Annotated in this window: 16 protein-coding genes and 1 tRNA gene; 11 read left to right on the forward strand and 6 right to left on the reverse strand. The window is 67.2% G+C overall.

What is annotated here, in order from left to right; translation table 11 throughout:
- Nucleotides 1-5: 5 nt before the first annotated feature.
- The 6 genes from HWX76_RS28465 to HWX76_RS28490 all read left to right on the forward strand — a co-directional run bounded on the left by HWX76_RS28465 (nucleotide 6) and on the right by HWX76_RS28490 (nucleotide 4,217).
- Nucleotides 6-81 (forward strand) — tRNA-Phe (locus HWX76_RS28465).
- A 350-nt stretch (nucleotides 82-431) separates the two neighbouring features.
- Nucleotides 432-1,166, forward strand: coding sequence for a 7-cyano-7-deazaguanine synthase QueC (gene queC, locus HWX76_RS28470; protein ID WP_050011125.1), 735 nt, complete (start codon nucleotides 432-434; stop codon nucleotides 1,164-1,166).
- 76 nt (nucleotides 1,167-1,242) lie between these two features.
- Entirely contained in the window at nucleotides 1,243-1,875 is a 633-nt protein-coding gene (gene queE / locus HWX76_RS28475; protein ID WP_050011126.1) for a 7-carboxy-7-deazaguanine synthase, read from the forward strand.
- An 18-nt stretch (nucleotides 1,876-1,893) separates the two neighbouring features.
- Nucleotides 1,894-2,346: a 6-carboxytetrahydropterin synthase QueD gene (gene queD, locus HWX76_RS28480; protein ID WP_050011127.1), complete on the forward strand. Its 453-nt coding sequence runs from the start codon at nucleotides 1,894-1,896 to the stop codon at nucleotides 2,344-2,346.
- Between the two features lie 333 nt (nucleotides 2,347-2,679).
- Complete coding sequence (locus HWX76_RS28485; protein ID WP_050011128.1) at nucleotides 2,680-3,465, forward strand: aldolase/citrate lyase family protein; 786 nt, start codon at nucleotides 2,680-2,682, stop codon at nucleotides 3,463-3,465.
- Nucleotides 3,462-4,217, forward strand: coding sequence for a tetratricopeptide repeat protein (locus tag HWX76_RS28490; RefSeq protein WP_124638337.1), 756 nt, complete (start codon nucleotides 3,462-3,464; stop codon nucleotides 4,215-4,217). Before HWX76_RS28485 ends, HWX76_RS28490 begins: the two co-directional genes overlap by 4 nt.
- Nucleotides 4,218-4,284: 67 nt before the next feature.
- Here HWX76_RS28490 and rodA read toward each other — a convergent pair whose 3' ends face one another.
- From rodA to HWX76_RS28515, 5 genes are all read right to left on the reverse strand, one after another.
- Nucleotides 4,285-5,433: a rod shape-determining protein RodA gene (gene rodA / locus HWX76_RS28495; protein ID WP_050011130.1), complete on the reverse strand. Its 1,149-nt coding sequence runs from the start codon at nucleotides 5,431-5,433 to the stop codon at nucleotides 4,285-4,287.
- An 11-nt stretch (nucleotides 5,434-5,444) separates the two neighbouring features.
- Nucleotides 5,445-7,733, reverse strand: coding sequence for a penicillin-binding protein 2 (gene mrdA, locus HWX76_RS28500; protein ID WP_050011131.1), 2,289 nt, complete (start codon nucleotides 7,731-7,733; stop codon nucleotides 5,445-5,447).
- 101 nt (nucleotides 7,734-7,834) lie between these two features.
- On the reverse strand, nucleotides 7,835-8,347 hold the full coding sequence (mreD, locus tag HWX76_RS28505; RefSeq protein WP_006477476.1) for a rod shape-determining protein MreD: 513 nt from the start codon (nucleotides 8,345-8,347) through the stop codon (nucleotides 7,835-7,837).
- Nucleotides 8,344-9,420 (reverse strand): rod shape-determining protein MreC, encoded by a 1,077-nt coding sequence (mreC, locus tag HWX76_RS28510; protein WP_050011132.1) that lies wholly within the window; start codon nucleotides 9,418-9,420, stop codon nucleotides 8,344-8,346. The genes mreD and mreC overlap by 4 nt, the downstream gene beginning before the upstream one ends.
- Nucleotides 9,421-9,558: 138 nt before the next feature.
- Entirely contained in the window at nucleotides 9,559-10,602 is a 1,044-nt protein-coding gene (locus HWX76_RS28515; protein ID WP_004189550.1) for a rod shape-determining protein, read from the reverse strand.
- A 367-nt stretch (nucleotides 10,603-10,969) separates the two neighbouring features.
- Between HWX76_RS28515 and gatC the strand changes: the two genes are divergently transcribed.
- The 5 genes from gatC (at nucleotide 10,970) to HWX76_RS28540 (ending at nucleotide 16,078) form a co-directional block, all read left to right on the forward strand.
- Complete coding sequence (gene gatC, locus HWX76_RS28520; protein WP_006485929.1) at nucleotides 10,970-11,269, forward strand: Asp-tRNA(Asn)/Glu-tRNA(Gln) amidotransferase subunit GatC; 300 nt, start codon at nucleotides 10,970-10,972, stop codon at nucleotides 11,267-11,269.
- 69 nt (nucleotides 11,270-11,338) lie between these two features.
- A complete protein-coding gene (gene gatA / locus HWX76_RS28525; RefSeq protein ID WP_006494379.1) occupies nucleotides 11,339-12,829 on the forward strand; it encodes an Asp-tRNA(Asn)/Glu-tRNA(Gln) amidotransferase subunit GatA in 1,491 nt (496 codons plus the stop codon).
- Nucleotides 12,830-12,831: 2 nt separating this feature from the next.
- Nucleotides 12,832-14,304 (forward strand): Asp-tRNA(Asn)/Glu-tRNA(Gln) amidotransferase subunit GatB, encoded by a 1,473-nt coding sequence (gene gatB, locus HWX76_RS28530; protein ID WP_050011133.1) that lies wholly within the window; start codon nucleotides 12,832-12,834, stop codon nucleotides 14,302-14,304.
- A gap of 118 nt (nucleotides 14,305-14,422) precedes the next feature.
- Entirely contained in the window at nucleotides 14,423-15,262 is an 840-nt protein-coding gene (locus HWX76_RS28535; RefSeq protein WP_050011134.1) for a polyphosphate kinase 2 family protein, read from the forward strand.
- A 42-nt stretch (nucleotides 15,263-15,304) separates the two neighbouring features.
- Nucleotides 15,305-16,078 (forward strand): exodeoxyribonuclease III, encoded by a 774-nt coding sequence (locus HWX76_RS28540; protein WP_050017918.1) that lies wholly within the window; start codon nucleotides 15,305-15,307, stop codon nucleotides 16,076-16,078.
- An 86-nt stretch (nucleotides 16,079-16,164) separates the two neighbouring features.
- Here the strand turns inward: HWX76_RS28540 and HWX76_RS28545 are convergent, their stop codons facing one another.
- Nucleotides 16,165-17,217 carry an NAD(P)-dependent alcohol dehydrogenase gene (locus tag HWX76_RS28545; protein ID WP_069618219.1) on the reverse strand — a complete coding sequence of 351 codons (1,053 nt, stop codon included), beginning with the start codon at nucleotides 17,215-17,217 and terminating at the stop codon, nucleotides 16,165-16,167.
- Nucleotides 17,218-17,442 lie beyond the last annotated feature (225 nt).

Here is a 17,442-nt window from a genome sequence, read left to right on the forward strand (position 1 = left end):
TCGTTGGCCCGGTAGCTCAGTTGGTAGAGCAGCGGATTGAAAATCCGCGTGTCGATGGTTCGATTCCGTCCCAGGCCACCAGCATTTAAAACCCCAAGAATCGGAAGGTTCTTGGGGTTTTTCGTTTGTGGTGGATATCGCGCGTCGTGAGCGGCGGGCCCGGCAGCATTCGCCGGGGCATGATAAAATCCGTGCCCGCTCAATGACTTAGCGCATCGCTTCATGCGCATGGCAGGCTGCCCGCGGCGCACCTGCCGTGGCGCGCGGCCACGATGCCGCGCGATGAGCGGTATAAGCGCGCCGCCGCATTCGCGGCCGACCGCGCTGCCTATACTGGTCGGGCCGGCGCAGGCCGGCCGCGTCGGCCGCCCGGTGGCAGCCGGCCTCGGGGCGCAGTGCGACGCGAGCCTACACATTCACGGAGTATCACGGTGATTCGGACAGACGCTAAAGACGGCGCGCTCGTGTTGTTTTCCGGCGGGCAGGACTCCGCCACGTGCGTGGCATGGGCCCTCGAGCGCTACCAGACGGTCGAGACGCTCGGCTTCGATTACGGCCAGCGTCATCGCGTCGAACTCGAGTGCCGCGAAGGCGTGCGCGAAGCGCTGAAGCGCAAGTTTCCGGCGTGGTCGGACCGGCTCGGCGACGATCACATGATCGACCTGTCGGTGCTCGGCGCGATCAGCGATACCGCGATGACGCGCACGATCGAGATCGAGACGACGGCCAACGGCCTGCCGAACACGTTCGTGCCGGGCCGCAACCTGATGTTCATGACGATCGCCGCGGCGATCGCCTATCGCCGCGGGCTGCGCGTGCTGGTCGGCGGGATGTGCGAGACCGATTTCTCCGGCTATCCGGACTGCCGCGACGACACGATGAAGGCGCTGCAGGTCGCGCTGAATCTCGGGATGGATACGCGCATCGTGCTCGAGACGCCGCTGATGTGGCTCGACAAGGCGCAGACCTGGCAGCTCGCCGAACAGCTCGGCGGCAACGCGCTCGTCGAACTGATCCGCGTCGAGACGCACACGTGCTACGTGGGCGAGCGTGCGGAGTTGCACGACTGGGGCTTCGGCTGCGGCGAATGCCCGGCCTGCAAGCTGCGCAAGCGCGGCTACGAGGCCTACCTGAAGGGCGAGCGGGTGACCGAAGCGCCGCTGTGACGCGGCTCGCGCGGGCAGCGCTTGATGGACAACGGATTCTGATCGACAACGAGCGGCGCGAGCCGGACGAAGCACGATGACTTACGCGGTCAAGGAAATTTTCTACACGTTGCAGGGCGAGGGCGCGAATGCGGGCCGGCCGGCCGTGTTCTGCCGGTTCGCCGGCTGCAACCTGTGGTCGGGCCGCGAAGAGGATCGTGCGGAGGCCGTGTGCCGCTTCTGCGATACGGATTTCGTCGGCACCGACGGCGAGAACGGCGGCAAGTTCAAGGATGCCGCCGCGCTCGTCGCGACGATCGCCGGCCTGTGGCCGGACGGCGAAGCGCACCGCTTCGTCGTCTGCACGGGCGGCGAGCCGATGCTGCAGCTCGACCAGCCGCTCGTCGACGCGCTGCATGCGGCCGGCTTCGAGATCGCGATCGAGACCAATGGTTCGCTGCCGGTGCTCGACACGATCGACTGGATCTGCGTGAGCCCGAAGGCCGATGCGCCGCTCGTCGTCACGAAGGGCAACGAACTGAAGGTCGTCGTGCCGCAGGACAACCAGCGGCTCGCCGACTACGCGAAGCTCGATTTCGAGTATTTTCTCGTGCAGCCGATGGACGGCCCGTCGCGCGACCTCAACACGAAGCTCGCGATCGACTGGTGCAAGCGTCATCCGCAGTGGCGGCTGTCGATGCAGACCCACAAATATCTGAACATTCCCTGAGCCACGGCCTTTGACATCGTGCTGATTACCCGAAAACTCGAATTCGACGCGGGCCACCGCATTCCCGATCACCGCAGCCAGTGCAGGAACCTGCACGGCCATCGCTACGTGCTCGAAATCACGCTGCGCGGCGATCTCGTCGATACCGAGGGCGCGCCCGACCGCGGCATGGTGATGGATTTCGCCGACGTGAAGGCGCTCGCGATGGAGCACCTCGTCAGCAAGTGGGACCACGCGTTCCTGGTCTATGCGCGCGACGACGTCGTGCGCTCGTTCCTCGAGCAGATGGCCGACCACAAGACCGTCGTGATCGACCGGATCCCGACCGTCGAGAACCTCGCGGCGATCGCGTTCGACCGCCTCGCGAACGTGTACGACGCGCACTACGGCGTGAACCTGCGCCTCGAGCGCGTGCGCTTGTACGAAACGCCGAACTGCTGGGCCGACGTCGAGCGCCAGTCCGGCCGCTGATCCTGCCTGCACCGGCAGCCCCGCCGTCCGGCGCGGGCTGCCCGTCACCGCGCCTGGCGGTGTCGCCTCCCGCCGTCCCGCGCCGGTACGGCTTCCCCCGTCTGTTCCCGCATCGAGCACCCCGCCGCGCTATGATCGTCGTGCGGCACCGAAAAACGCGCGCGTGGGCGATCGCGCGGCCCGCGCTGTCAGATCGGCCGTCCCGGTCCGACTCACGTTCTGCGGCGCGCGGTCTGCGGCCGCCGCCATGCTTCGATTGCTTGGGCGGTGCGCGTTTCGCTTCGCCTGTTGCTTGTCCCGTTCGATTGCCGTTCCGTTCCGGAGGCCGTATCGATGAGCACGCTCACCAATTCCCTCAAACAACGCCTGCGCGACGGTGACGAGCCGCTGTACGGCCTGTGGCTGTCGCTCGGCAGCGACTCGGCCGCGGAAGCGCTTGCGCATGCCGGTTACGACTGGCTCTGCATCGACATGGAGCATGCGCCGAACGACAGTCGCGACGTGGCATCGCAACTGCGCGCGATCGCCGCGGCGCACCTGCCGAGCGAGCCGGTCGTGCGCGTGCCGGCGCGCGAGCCGTGGCTCGTGAAGCGCGCGCTCGACGCCGGCGCGCGCACGCTGATGTTCCCGTGTATCGAGTCGCCCGACGACGCCGCGCACGCGGTGCGGCTCACGCGCTTCCCGTCGCCGGAATCGCCGGACGGGCTGCGCGGCGTGGCCGGCATGGTGCGCGCGGCGGCATTCGGCATGCGCCGCGACTATCTGCAGACGGCGAATGCGCAAGTCGCGGTGGTCGTGCAGGTCGAATCGGCGCGCGGCGTCGACGAAGTCGAGCGGATCGCGGCGACGCCCGGCGTCGATTGCCTGTTCGTCGGCCCGGCCGATCTCGCGGCGAGCCTCGGGCATCTCGGCGATATCCGCCACCCGGACGTCGAAACCGCGATGGCGCGCGTGCTCGCGGCCGGCAAGCAGGCGGGCGTCGCGGTCGGCATCTTCGCCGGCGATACGGCGGCCGCGCGCCAGTATCGCGACGCCGGATACCGGATGATTACCGTATCGGCCGACGTGAGCTGGCTGTTGCGCGCGACGCGGCAGGCGTTGCAGGAGGTACGGTCATGAACGGAGCAGACGCTGCGTGCCGCAGGCGGGTGCGGATCGGGGCGATGGTCGGGCTGTGGGCCGTGTGGGCGGCGGCCGCCGCGCAGGGCGTGCCGCAAGCGAAGCCCGATCCGGCGCGCGAGACGCAATCGGCGGTCGCCGACTACAACGCCGGCGACTATCGCGCGGCGCTCGTGCAGTTCCACGATGCGGCCGAGCGCGGCGATCGCCTCGCGCAGTTCAACTACGCGATGATGCTGCTGACGGGCGAAGGCGTGACGGCGAACATCGACGAAGGGGTGCGCTGGCTCAAGCGCGCGGCGGACGCGAACATGTCGCACGCGCAGTACGTGTACGGCCGGATGTTCGACGACGGCGAGTTCGTCGCGCGCAACCCGGCAGAAGCGCATCGCTGGTTCCTGCGGGCCGCGAAGCAGGGGCATGTGCAGGCCGAGCTGTCGCTCGCAAACCAGTTCCTCGACGGGCGCGGTACGCCGCGCGACAACCGGCAGGCGTTCACGTGGTACAAGCAGGCCGCCGACGCCGGCGATCCCGTCGCGCAGTACGTGACCGCGTCGTTCTACGAGCGCGGCGGCGACGGCGTCGCGCAGAACCTGAACATCGCGCGCGCGTATTACGCGGCGGCGGCCGCGCAGGGCGACGAGACGGCCGGGCTGAAATTCAAGGAGTTGAGCGCGCGGCTGAAGGCGCCGACGCCGGCATCGGGCGCCGGCGCGGTGCAGCCAGGCAAGCCGTACGCGCCGCCGCAGTAAGCGGCCTGGCCCAATGAAAAACGGCGCCGGGGCGCCGTTTTCGTGTGTCGCGGGGCAGGCCGCGCGGTCAGCTCTTCATCAGCCGCCGCTGCCGCCCGACGCTCATGATCATCCCGATCGCGATGCCGAGCGTCGTGAGCGCGGTGCCGCCGTAGCTCATGAACGGCAGCGGCACGCCGACGACCGGCAGCACGCCGCTCACCATCCCGATGTTGACGAACGCGTAGACGAAGAACGCGAGCGTGAGCGAGCCCGCGAGCAGCCGGCCGAACTGCGTCGCGCCCTGCGCGGCGATGTAGAGGCCGCGTGCGATCAGCGCCATGTACAGCGTCAGCAGCACGAGCCCGCCGGCGAGCCCCCATTCCTCGGAGAACACCGCGAAGATGAAGTCGGTGTGCTTTTCCGGAATGAATTCGAGGTGCGCCTGCGTGCCTTTCAGGTAGCCCTTGCCGAGCGCGCCGCCCGAGCCGATCGCGATCACGGCCTGGATCGTGTGGAAGCCCTTGCCGAGCGGGTCGGACGTCGGGTCGAGCAGTGTGCACACACGGTGCTTCTGGTAGTCGTGCATCAGCGGCCACTGCACTTCGGGCTGGCAGATGCGTTCCTCGAACACGGCGATCGAGCCGACCGCGATCACGCCCGCGACGAGCACGGGCACGATCAGCTTGAACGACAGGCCGGCGAGGTAGATCACGAAAAAGCCGGCCGCGAATACGAGCAGGCCCGTGCCGAGGTCGGGCTGCTTCGCGATCAGCCCGACCGGCACCATCAGGATCCCGAACGCGGCGACGAAGTCGTACCAGCGCAGCCCGCCTTCGCGGCGCTGGTAGTACCACGCGAGCATCAGCGGCGTCGCGATCTTCAGGATTTCCGACGGCTGGATCACGACGCCGACGTTCAGCCAGCGCTTCGCGCCCTTCTTGGTCATCCCGAACAGCGCGACGGCAATCAGCAGCGCGACCCCGAACGTATAGAGCGGGACCGCGAAGCGCATCAGCGTGGTCGGCGGGATGTTGGCGATCACCCACATCAGCACGAACGTCAGCAGAATGTTGCGCAACTGGTCCTCGACGCGGCCCGGCACGTCGATCGACGCGCTGTACAGCGTGACGATGCCGACGCACAGCAGCAGGAACACGATGAGGGCGAGCGGGCGGTCGAAGCCCGCGAACATCTGCTTGATCTTGTCGAGCCAGGCGCGCTTGTCGAATTGCATGCCTTTCTCCGTTAATGAGCGGTGCCGGCGTCCGCCGCTTTCGCGGGGGCCGTTGCGCGGTGGTTGTCGTCCCGCGGCGTGGCGACGACCGGCTGCGCGTCGCTGGCGGGCCGGCGCGGCCGGTGCGGGCGCCGGATCGGCGGCAGGCTCGCGGCCATCGGCGCCGCGGCGCTCGCGTCGGCCGGCGCGGTGGTGCTGGCGCTAGCCGGCCCCGAGGCATCCGACGCCCCCGATGCGGCCGATGCCGCATCGGCCGCGCTGGCCGCCGACGGCACGACCGGCTGCGGCAGCGCGGTGAAGCCGGCCGCGATCGTGGCCGGCTTCGACGTGTCGCCGACCACCGGCGCGCTCACCGGCTCGGTGGCCGACGCCGCGGCGGCCACGGCCGCGGCCTCGTTCTTCGGGTTCTGGCGCTCGACGAGGTAGTAGTCGAGCACGCGCCGCGCGATCGGGCCGGCGGCCTGCGCGCCCCAGCCGCCGTTCTCGACGACCAGCGCAATGGCGATCTGCGGATGGTCGACCGGCGCGTACGCGATGAACAGCGCGTGGTCGCGCAGGTGCTCGGCGAGCAGGTGGCCCTTGTAGTTCGAGCCCTGCAGCGAGAACACCTGCGCGGTCCCGGTCTTGCCGGCCGCGAGGTACGGCACGCCGCGGAACACCTTGTACGCGGTGCCGGACGGGTTCTCGATCACGTTCTCCATCCCGCGCTTCACGACGTCGATGTCGGCCGCCTTCAGCGGGATCACGTCGCTTTCCTTCGGCACGGTCAGGTGGCGCGCACGCGAGATCGGATCCTCGACTTCCTTCACGAGGTGAGGCTTCATCACGACGCCGTTGTTCGCGAGCGTCGCCGTGGCGTGCGCGAGCTGCAGGATCGTGAACGAGTTGTAGCCCTGGCCGATCCCGAGGCTGATCGTCTCGCCGTCGAACCACTTCTGCTGCGCCGCTTTCTTGAACGCCTTCTTCTTCCAGTCGGTCGACGGCAGGATCCCGCGCGCCTCGCCCTGGATGTCGATCCCGGTGATCTGGCCGAAGCCGAACGGCTTCATGAAGTTCGCGATCGCGTTCACGCCGAGGTCGCGCGCGAGCATGTAGAAGTAGGTGTCGTTCGACACCATGATCGCCTTGTTCATGTCGACCCAGCCCTGGCCCGAGCGCACGTCGTTGCGGAACGTGTGGCCGCCGAACGTGAAGTAGCCGGGATCCTGGAAGCCCCAGCCCGGCGTGCGCTTGCCGAGCGTCAGGCCGGCGAGCGCCATGAACGGCTTGTACGTCGAGCCGGGCGGGTAGGTGCCGTGCAGCGGGCGGTTCAGCAGCGGCTTGTCGGGCGAGTTGTTCAGCTCGTCCCAGGTCTGCTGGTCGATGCCGTCGACGAACGAGTTCGGGTCGAAGCTTGGCGACGACACGAACGCGAGCACGTCGCCCGTCTTCGGCTCGATCGCGACGAGCGCGCCGCGCTTGCCGGCGAACGCCTGCTCGGCGACCTGCTGCAGCCCGATGTCGAGCGACAGCACGAGGTTGTTGCCGGGCGTCGCCTGCGTGCGCGACAGCGTGCGCACCGGCCGGCCGCCGGCCGTCACCTCGACTTCCTCGAAACCCGTCAGCCCGTGCAGCTCGGTTTCGTAGCTCTGCTCGACGCCGATCTTGCCGATGTAGTCGGTGCCCTTGTAGTTGTTCGCGTCGCGGCGCGGATCGTAGTGCTCCTGGTCGCTGTCGTTGTCGTCGCTCATCGCGTCGATGCGATCCTGGTCGCGCTTCGAGATCCGGCCGATATAGCCGATCACGTGCGCGGCCGTCATGCCGAGCGGGTACTGACGGAACAGCCGCGCGCGCACGTCGACGCCGGGGAAGCGGAAACGCTGCGCGGTGAAGCGCGCGACTTCCGCGTCGGTGAGCCGCGTGCGGATCGGCAGGCTCTCGAAGTTCTTCGAGTCTTCCTGCAGCTTCTTGAAGCGGCGGCGGTCGCGTGCGTCGATCGGGATGATCTCGGACAGCTTGTCGATCGTGTTGTCGAGCGTGTCGTCGAGCTTCGACGGCGTGATCTCGAGCGTGTACGCCGAGTAGTTCTTCGCGAGGATCACGCCGTTGCGGTCGGTGATGATCCCGCGGTTCGGCACGATCGGCGCGACGGAGATGCGGTTTTCCTCGGCCTGCAGCGCGTATTTGCCGTGCTGCATCAGCTGCAGGTAGAAGAAGCGGCTCGCGAGCAGCCCGAAGCAGACGAACACGAACACGCCCGCCGCCGCGACGCGCAGGCGGAACCTCGAGAGCTGCTGTTGGGTGTCGTTGAATTCGGTCATTTAAGGGCAATCTGGCCCGCGCGCGGGCGCGGGCGAGGTGCCGCCCCGGAGCGCGTCGCGCGGCGGGCGTGGGGGCGGCGGGTATTCAAGGTCGGTCCGGCTCAGATCGGTCGCGTATCGTCCGGGTCGACCGGGCGGCGTTGCGGCATCAGCAGCAGGTGGCTCGCGATCGGCCACAGCGCGGCTTCGACGAAACCGTCGACCAGATAGCGCCAGCCGGGGAACGCGGCGCCCATCAGCAGGCGGATCACGAACGGCACGAGCTGCGCGGCGACGAGCAGCGGCGTGACGTACAGCACCTGCACGCCGATCGGCATCCACAGCACGCGGCGGTGGATCGTGATCGCGCCGTACGACAGCAGCGTATAGGCGAGCGCGTGCTCGCCGAGCAGCCCCGCGTCGTGCACGTCCATCAGGATGCCGAGCGCGAACGCGACGCCCATCCCGACCTTGCGCGGTTGATGGATGTTCCAGAAGAGCAGCACGAGCGCGACGAAGTCGGGCACGCCGGGCAGGCGGCCCCACGGCATCAGGTTCAGCAGGAACGCGGCGGCGAGGCTGAAGACGATGAAATACGGATTGACCGGCTGCAGGATGTATTGCGGGCGGTTCATCGCTGGGCTCCTGATTGCCCGGCGGCGGGCTTCGCGGGCGCGGCGGCCGGTTGGGCCGGCGCGGCAGGCGCCGCGGGCGCCGGCTTTGCGCCGGGCTGGGCCGCGGCGGCCGGCTTCGCGTTCGCGTCGGCCTTGTCGGTTTTCTCCGCTTTGTCGCTCTTCGCGGCGGCTTTCGCGCCCTTCTTGCCCTTCGCGTTCTTCTCGGTCGCGGGATCAAGCTCGGCCGGGCGCGGCGGGATGTCGTTCCGGTAATGCAGCACGAGCATCTGGCGCGCGCCGCGCACGGCCGCGACCGGTGCGCAGGTCACGCGGGCGAACGCGGTATCGGCGAGCTTGTCGACGCGCACGACCTTCGCGACCGGCAGGCCGGGCGGATAGACGCCGTCGAGGCCGCTCGTGACGAGCTCGTCGCCGGCGACGAGATCCGCGCTCGTCGGCACGAAGCGCAGGTCGAGCGAATCGCCCTTCGGCGTGCCGTAGATCACGCTGCGCAGGCCGGTGCGCAGCACCTGCACGGGGATCGCGAGATCGCGGTCGGTGACCAGCGTGACTTCGGATTGCAGCGGGAACACGCGCGTGACCTGACCGATCACGCCGTCCTCGCTGACGACGGGCGAGCCGTCCTGGATGCCTTGCTGCGAGCCTTGGCCGACCACGATCTTCTGCGTGAAGGGATCGCTCGTGTCGTACTGGATCTCGACCGGCGTCGATTGCGTCGCGATGTGCTGGCGCAGTTCGAGCACCGCGCGCAGGTGCGCGTTTTCCTGCGTGAGCACGGCGGCCTGGTTGGCCTGCGTGGACAATTGCAGGTTGCGCTTGCGCAGATCGTCGTTCTCGTGGCGCAGCGACGCGCCGGTAACGGCGATGTCGGCCGCGCCCATGAACAGGTCGCGCGGCACGAGCGCCGCGCGTTGCAGCGGGTAGAGCACGGTGCCGAGCACGCCGCGCACGATTTCGAGCGTGCTGAAGCGCGCGTCCGACACGAGGAGCGCGATGGCGAGGGCGACGAAGAAGATGAGCCGCGCGAGCGCGGGCGGACCTTGCTTGAAGAGGGGCGGCGGACTGTATTCCATGGTCGGCGCCGGGCGCGTGTGATCGGTTAAATAATGCTCAGACGCGCAAACGGCGCGGCGGTTCGTTCTGAACGAGCGATCCGGCCACGCCGCGGGTGCGTCATATCAAACGGGACTGCTTAGGCGATCACTCGGCGATCACTCGTACGAGAAGATGCTGCCCAGCTTGTCCATGCGCTCGAGCGCCATGCCCGAACCGCGTACGACGCAGGTGAGCGGATCCTCGGCGACGAGCACCGGCAGGCCGGTTTCTTCCGCGAGCAGGCGATCGAGGTCGCGCAGCAGCGCGCCGCCGCCCGTCAGCATCATCCCGCGTTCGGCGATGTCGGCGCCGAGTTCCGGCGGCGTCTGTTCGAGCGCGATCTTCACCGACGACACGATCTGGTTCAGCGGATCGGTCAGCGCTTCGAGGATTTCGTTGCTGGAGATCGTGAAGCTGCGCGGGATGCCTTCCGACAGGTTGCGGCCCTTCACTTCCATTTCCTTGACTTCGGAGCCCGGGAACGCGGAGCCGATTTCCTTCTTGATCGCCTCGGCGGTCTGCTCGCCGATCAGCATCCCGTAGTTGCGGCGGATGTAGTTGACGATCGCCTCGTCGAACTTGTCGCCGCCGACGCGCACCGAGCCTTTGTACACGATGCCGCCGAGCGAGATCACGCCGACTTCGGTCGTGCCGCCGCCGATGTCGACGACCATCGAGCCGGTGGCTTCGGACACCGGCAGGCCCGCGCCGATCGCGGCCGCCATCGGCTCCTCGATCAGATAGACCTGCGACGCGCCGGCGCCGTGCGCCGCTTCCTTGATCGCGCGGCGCTCGACCTGGGTCGAGCCGCACGGCACGCAGATGATGATGCGCGGCGACGGCGAGAACATGCGCGACTCGTGGGCCGTCTTGATGAACTGCTTGATCATCTGCTCGGTGACGGTGAAGTCGGCGATCACGCCGTCCTTCATCGGGCGGATCGCCTCGATGTTGCCCGGCACCTTGCCGAGCATCTGCTTGGCTTCCTTGCCGACCGCCTGGATCGTCTTCTTGCCGTTGGGGCCGCCTTCCTGGCGGATCGACACGACGGACGGCTCATCGAGGACGATGCCCTTGCCGCGCATGTAGATCAGGGTGTTTGCGGTGCCGAGGTCGATCGCGAGATCGTTGGAGAAGTAGCTGCGCAAAAAACCGAACATTCAGAATCCTGTTTCGCTCTGGGCCGGCCCTGCATAGCGAGCGCTGAGGGCGGCAGCGGAAAAAATAACAGCCTCGGGAAGCGTGGCGGAAGCGGCCGCCGCGGCGCACGAAGCTGCGAGTGATGTCTACCGGGGATCGCACGAAGCACGCACGGCTTGCCGAAACAGGGCGAAACGGTGCGGGAAAAGGCTGCCGGGTTTGGGTCGAACGCGTAATGATACCTTATAATTTCTCGGTATTTGAATCGAAACGGGCGGTATTTTTGCCGCTTCGGCCCCGATTTTTGAGGGTGGGATCGCACCCTCCAACCCCCCGCCGCAGTGCTGTCGTCGATGCACTGCGCAGCCTTGTTTTTCCGGTGATCGCATGGCCCTGACCCTGACCGATGTGAAACGCATCGCGCACCTGGCGCGACTCGAAATGGCCGACGCCGACGCCGAGCACATGCTCGGCCAGCTCAATGAATTCTTCGGCCTCGTCGAACAGATGCAGGCGGTCGACACCGCCGGCATCGCGCCGCTCGCCCACCCGATCGAACAGATCCAGGAAGTCGCGCAGCGCCTGCGCGACGACGCCGTGACGGAAGTCGTCGATCGCGACGACAACCAGCGTCCGGCGCCGGCCGTCCAGGACGGCCTCTATCTCGTGCCGAAGGTGATCGAGTAAGCATTCGATGACAAGCGCGCCGGCCGTCCAGCGCCGCGCGCCACCCAGAATTCCCAGGAAAACCACTCAATGCACGCAAAAAGCCTGACCGAACTGCGCGCCGCGCTCGCCGCCAAGGAATGCTCGGCCGTCGAGCTCGCGCAGCACTACCTGAAACGGATCGACGCCGCGCGCGACCTGAACGCGTTCGTCCACGTCGACGCCGACCTCACCCTCGCGCAGGCGAAAGCCGCCGACGCGGAACTCGCCCGCGGTGCGGGCGGCGCGCTGACCGGCCTGCCGATCGCGCACAAGGACGTGTTCGTCACGCGCGGCTGGCGCTCGACCGCCGGCTCGAAGATGCTCGCGAACTACGAGAGCCCGTTCGACGCGACCGTCGTCGCCCGCCTGCAGGCGGCCGGCATGGTCACGCTCGGCAAGACCAACATGGACGAGTTCGCGATGGGCTCGTCCAACGAGAATTCGGCGTTCGGCGCGGTGAAGAACCCGTGGGACACGAACGCGGTGCCGGGCGGCAGCTCGGGCGGCAGCTCGGCCGCCGTCGCCGCGCGCCTCGCGCCGGCCGCGACCGGCACCGACACCGGCGGCTCGATCCGCCAGCCCGCGTCGTTCGCGGGCGTGACGGGCATCAAGCCGACCTACGGCCGCGTGTCGCGCTACGGGATGATCGCGTTCGCGTCGTCGCTCGACCAGGGTGGCCCGATGGCGCAGAGCGCGTCCGATTGCGCGCTGCTGCTGAACGCGATGGCGGGCTTCGACGAGCGCGACTCGACGAGCCTCGAGCGCGACGACGAAGACTTCACGCGCCACCTCGGCCAGCCGTGGGCGGCCGGCAACGACGCGGGCAAGCCGCTCGCGGGCCTGCGCATCGGCTTGCCGAACGAGTATTTCGGCGCCGGCCTCGCCGACGACGTGCGCGCGACGATCGACGCGGCGCTCAAGCAATACGAAGCGCTCGGCGCGACGCTCGTGCCGGTGTCGCTGCCGAAGACGGAACTGTCGATCCCCGTGTACTACGTGATCGCGCCGGCGGAAGCGTCGTCGAACCTGTCGCGTTTCGATGGCGTGCGCTTCGGCCACCGCGCCGCGCAGTACGGCGACCTGCTCGACATGTACAAGAAGTCGCGCGCCGAAGGCTTCGGGCCCGAGGTGAAGCGCCGGATTCTGGTCGGCACGTACGTGCTGTCGCACGGCTACTACGACGCGTACTACCTGCAGGCGCAGAAGATCCGCCGCATCATCGCGAACGATTTCCAGGAAGCGTTCAAGTCCTGCGACGTGATCATGGGCCCGGCGTCGCCGACGGTCGCATGGGATCTCGGCGCGAAGGGCGACGATCCGGTGCAGATGTATCTCGCCGATATCTACACGCTGTCGGTGAGCCTCGCCGGCCTGCCCGGCATGAGCGTGCCGTGCGGCTTCGGCGCGGGCGCGAACGCGCAGCGCCCGGTCGGCCTGCAGATCATCGGCAACTATTTCAACGAAGCCCGGATGCTGCAGGTCGCCGATGCGTTCCAGCGCGCGACCGACTGGCACAAGCAAGTTCCGGCGGGGGTGTAAGCATGACTCAATGGGAAGTCGTTATCGGTCTCGAGACGCACGCGCAACTGTCGACCGTCTCGAAGATTTTCTCGGGCGCCTCGACGCAGTTCGGCGCGGAGCCGAACACGCAGGCGTGCCCGGTCGACCTGGCGCTGCCGGGCGTGCTGCCGGTGCTGAACCGCGGCGCGGTCGAGCGGGCGATCCGCTTCGGCCTCGCGATCGGCTCGACCATCGCGCCGCGCAGCATCTTCGCGCGCAAGAATTATTTCTACCCCGATCTGCCGAAGGGCTATCAGATCAGCCAGTACGAGATTCCGGTCGTGCAGGGCGGCCAGATCACGATCCAGGTGCCGGCCAACGAAAAGGCCGGCAAGGCCGCGTACGAGAAGACCGTCAACCTGACCCGCGCGCACCTCGAGGAAGACGCGGGCAAGTCGCTGCATGAAGACTTCGCCGGGATGACGGGCATCGATCTGAACCGTGCCGGCACGCCGCTGCTCGAGATCGTCACCGAGCCGGAAATGCGCAGCGCGGCAGAGGCCGTTGCGTACGCGAAGGCGCTGCACGCGCTCGTCGTGTGGCTCGGCATCTGCGACGGCAACATGCAGGAAGGCTCGTTCCGCTGCGACGCGAACGTGTCGGTGCGCCCGGTCGGCCAGGAGAAATTCGGCACGCGCGCGGAAATCAAGAACCTGAACTCGTTCCGGTTCCTCGAGGAAGCGATCAACTACGAAGTGCGTCGCCAGATCGAGCTGATCGAGGACGGCGGCGAAGTCGTGCAGGAAACGCGCCTGTACGATCCGGACAAGCGCGAGACGCGGTCGATGCGCAGCAAGGAAGACGCGCACGATTACCGCTACTTCCCGGACCCCGACCTGATGCCGCTCGTGATCGGCCAGGACTGGGTCGAGCGTGTGCAGTCGGGCATGCCCGAACTGCCGGCCGCGATGCAGCAGCGCTTCGTCGACGAGTACGGCGTGTCCGCGTACGACGCGGGCGTGCTGACGTCGAGCAAGGCGATGGCCGCGTACTTCGAATCGGTGGTCGCGAAGGCCGGCGCGGCGAATGCGAAGATCGTCGCGAACTGGCTGATGGGCGACGTGTCGTCGCAACTGAACCGCGACGGCATCGAGATCGACGCGATTCCGGTGTCGGCCGCGCAACTCGCGCTGTTGCTGCAGCGCATCGCCGACGGCACGATCTCGAACAAGATCGCGAAGGAAATCTTCGCGACGATCTGGGACGAGAAGGCGACCGACGAAGGTGCGGCCGACCGCATCATCGACGCGAAGGGCCTGAAGCAGATCTCCGACACCGGCGCGCTGGAAGCGATCATCGACGAAGTGCTCGCGGCGAACGCGAAATCGGTCGAGGAATTCCGCGCGGGCAAGGAAAAGGCGTTCAACGCGCTGATCGGCCAGGCGATGAAGGCGACCAAGGGCAAGGCCAATCCGCAGCAGGTCAACGAACTGCTGAAGAAGAAGCTCGGCTGAGCATGCGCGCGCGCCTGAACCGCGCTTGACGACGGGCCGCTCCGAACCAGTTCGGGGCGGCCCGTCGCGTTTGGTGGATGCGTTATCGTATGCATCGCACCGTCCAACGGAGGAACGAATGGCGAAACAACCGTCGCTCGACGATTTCCGCGTGCCCTACAGCACGCGCGACAAGGAAGCCGCCGCATTCAAGCTCGACGCGTTCGACCCGGCCGCGAAGCCGTTTTCGTCCGGTTCGAAGGAGGCCGACCGCGAACGGCTGTCGGCCGTGTCGACCGAGCTCGACGTCCAGCAGGAGCGCCTGCACACGCAGCAGAAGAAGCGCGTGCTGCTCGTGCTGCAGGGGATGGACACGAGCGGCAAGGACGGCACCGTGCGCGCGGTGTTCCGCGAGGTCGATCCGCTCGGCCTGCGCATCGTGCCGTTCAAGGCGCCGACGCCGATCGAGGCCGCGCACGACTTCCTGTGGCGCGTGCATGCGCAGGTGCCGGCGGCGGGCGAACTCGCGATCTTCAACCGCAGCCACTACGAGGACGTGCTGGTGCCGCGCGTGCTCGGTGCGATCGACGACAAGGAATGCGAGCGCCGCTACCGGCAGATCCGCGATTTCGAGACGATGCTGTTCGAGAACGGCACGACCATCGTCAAGTGCTTCCTGCACATTTCGAAGGACGAGCAGCGCGCGCGGCTGCAGGCGCGTATCGACGATCCGACCAAGCACTGGAAATTCGACATCTCGGATCTCGACGCGCGCAAGCACTGGGACGCGTACCAGTCCGCGTACCGCGACGCGCTCGCCGCGACGTCGGCCGAGCATGCGCCGTGGTACGTGATCCCGGCGAATTCGAAGACGCACCGCAACGTGATGATCGCCGAACTGCTGCTGCGCACGATGACCGACATGAAGCTGGAATTCCCGCCGCCGAAGCCCGAACTCGAAGGCGTGAAGATCCGCTAAGCTGCCCCCCCTGTAAAAACATCGAACTGAACGGAACCCGACATGATGCGAGTGATCACCGCCAACCTGAACGGCATCCGCTCCGCCGCGAAGAAGGGCTTCTTCGACTGGCTCGGCGAACAGAATGCCGATTGCGTGTGCGTGCAGGAAATCAAGGTGTCGGCCGACGACCTGCCGGCCGAATTCGTCGAGCCGCACGGCTTCAAGAGCTATTTCCACCACGCCGAGAAGAAGGGCTACAGCGGTGCGGGCGTGTACAGCCGCCGCGAGCCCGACGACGTGATCATCGGCTTCGGCAGCAGCGAATTCGATGCCGAAGGGCGCTACGTCGAGGCGCGCTACGGCAAGCTGTCGGTCGTGTCGGTGTACGTGCCGTCCGGCTCGAGCGGCGAAGAACGCCAGCAGGCCAAGTACCGCTTCATGGCCGAATTCATGCCGCACCTCGCCGCGCTGAAGAAGAAGCGCGAGGTGATTCTGTGCGGCGACGTGAACATCGTCCACAAGGAAATCGACATCAAGAACTGGAAGAGCAACCAGAAGAACTCCGGCTGCCTGCCGGAAGAGCGCGAGTGGCTCACGAGGCTGTTCGACGACGTCGGCTACGTCGACGTGTTCCGCACGCTCGATCAACGCCCCGAGCAGTACACGTGGTGGAGCAACCGCGGCCAGGCGTACGCGAAGAACGTCGGGTGGCGGATCGATTACCAGATCGCGACGCCGGGCGTGGCCGGCACCGCGAAAAGCACGTCGATCTTCAAGGACATCAAGTTCAGCGACCACGCGCCGCTGACGATCGACTACGACTACACGAAGTGACGGCCGGCGCTACGCGGTGCGCGTAGCCGCCGCATGCAAAACGGGCCGCATGTCGAACATGCGGCCCGTTTCGTTTGGGGCGCGGCTTACTGCTTGAGCGACGCCATATCCACGACGAACCGGTACTTCACGTCGCTCTTCAGCATCCGTTCGTAAGCGGCGTTGATTTGCTGCATCGGAATCGTCTCGATGTCCGACGTGATCCCGTGTTCCGCACAGAAATCGAGCATTTCCTGCGTCTCCGCGATCCCGCCGATCAGCGAGCCCGCGAGGCGGCGGCGCTTGAAGATCAGATTGAACACCTGCGGCGACGGATGATCGTGCTCCGGCGCGCCGACGAGCGTCATCGTGCCGTCGCGCTTCAGCAGGTGCAGGAACGGGTTCAGGTCGTGCTGCGCGGCGACCGTGTTCAGGATGAAGTCGAAGCTGTTCAGGTGCGCGTTCATCTGCGCTTCGTCCTTCGAGATCACCACTTCATGCGCGCCGAGCCGCTTGCCGTCCTCGATCTTCGACGGCGACGTCGTGAACAGCACGACGTGCGCGCCCATCGCGCGCGCCAGCTTCACGCCCATGTGGCCGAGGCCGCCAAGGCCGACGATGCCGACCTTCTTGCCGGGGCCGACGTTCCACTGCCGCAGCGGCGAGTAGGTCGTGATCCCCGCGCACAGGAGCGGCGCGGCGCCGGCCGGATCGAGCGTGTCCGGCACGCGCAGCACGAATGCTTCGTCGACGACGAGCTGCGTCGAGTAGCCGCCGTAAGTGATGTCGCCCGTCACGCGATCCTGGCCGTTGTAGGTGCCGACGAAGCCGTTTTCGCAATACTGCTCGAGGCCTTCTTCGCAGCTTGCGCAGGTGCGGCACGAATCGACGAGGCAGCCGACGCCGACCAGCTCGCCGACCTTGAAGCGCGACACCTGCGGGCCGGTCGCGGTCACGCGGCCGACGATTTCATGGCCCGGCACGACCGGGTAGATCGTGTTGCGCCATTCGTTGCGCGCCTGGTGAAGGTCCGAGTGGCAGACGCCGCAGTAGAGGACGTCGATCTGGACGTCGAGGTCGCGCAGCGCGCGACGCTGGAATTCGAACGGGGCGAGCGGCGACTGCGCATCGGTCGCCGCGTAGGCATAGGTTGTGCTCATGCAATGGGCTCCTTGTCCGGAAAACGTCCGGTGAAACAGACTGCCGTCGCATCATGTGGCGATGCGGCGAGACAGGACGTCATCGTAAGGAGCGAGGCGCCGCGGCGAAATACACGAAGGTCTGGAAGATTTGCCTATTCCTCTCGAATTGCCCACGAACGGCCGTCAAAATGCGTTCAAGGTGCTACATTGCGAGCCAGATTCTCTTGCCGGACAGGGCCGTAC

Source organism: Burkholderia sp. BCC0398 (assembly GCF_902833245.1).
GTDB lineage: Bacteria > Pseudomonadota > Gammaproteobacteria > Burkholderiales > Burkholderiaceae > Burkholderia > Burkholderia sola.

What these genes read in the sequence shown, in the direction of transcription:
- HWX76_RS28540 (WP_050017918.1), top strand. Translation starts at nt 15,305, where the DNA reads ATGATGCGAGTGATCACCGCCAACCTGAACGGCATCCGCTCCGCCGCG.
- queE (WP_050011126.1), top strand. Translation starts at nt 1,243, where the DNA reads ATGACTTACGCGGTCAAGGAAATTTTCTACACGTTGCAGGGCGAGGGC.
- HWX76_RS28485 (WP_050011128.1), top strand. Translation starts at nt 2,680, where the DNA reads ATGAGCACGCTCACCAATTCCCTCAAACAACGCCTGCGCGACGGTGAC.
- mreD (WP_006477476.1), bottom strand. Translation starts at nt 8,347, where the DNA reads ATGAACCGCCCGCAATACATCCTGCAGCCGGTCAATCCGTATTTCATC.
- rodA (WP_050011130.1), bottom strand. Translation starts at nt 5,433, where the DNA reads ATGCAATTCGACAAGCGCGCCTGGCTCGACAAGATCAAGCAGATGTTC.
- gatB (WP_050011133.1), top strand. Translation starts at nt 12,832, where the DNA reads ATGACTCAATGGGAAGTCGTTATCGGTCTCGAGACGCACGCGCAACTG.
- gatC (WP_006485929.1), top strand. Translation starts at nt 10,970, where the DNA reads ATGGCCCTGACCCTGACCGATGTGAAACGCATCGCGCACCTGGCGCGA.
- gatA (WP_006494379.1), top strand. Translation starts at nt 11,339, where the DNA reads ATGCACGCAAAAAGCCTGACCGAACTGCGCGCCGCGCTCGCCGCCAAG.
- HWX76_RS28535 (WP_050011134.1), top strand. Translation starts at nt 14,423, where the DNA reads ATGGCGAAACAACCGTCGCTCGACGATTTCCGCGTGCCCTACAGCACG.
- HWX76_RS28545 (WP_069618219.1), bottom strand. Translation starts at nt 17,217, where the DNA reads ATGAGCACAACCTATGCCTACGCGGCGACCGATGCGCAGTCGCCGCTC.
- mrdA (WP_050011131.1), bottom strand. Translation starts at nt 7,733, where the DNA reads ATGACCGAATTCAACGACACCCAACAGCAGCTCTCGAGGTTCCGCCTG.
- HWX76_RS28490 (WP_124638337.1), top strand. Translation starts at nt 3,462, where the DNA reads ATGAACGGAGCAGACGCTGCGTGCCGCAGGCGGGTGCGGATCGGGGCG.
- mreC (WP_050011132.1), bottom strand. Translation starts at nt 9,420, where the DNA reads ATGGAATACAGTCCGCCGCCCCTCTTCAAGCAAGGTCCGCCCGCGCTC.
- HWX76_RS28515 (WP_004189550.1), bottom strand. Translation starts at nt 10,602, where the DNA reads ATGTTCGGTTTTTTGCGCAGCTACTTCTCCAACGATCTCGCGATCGAC.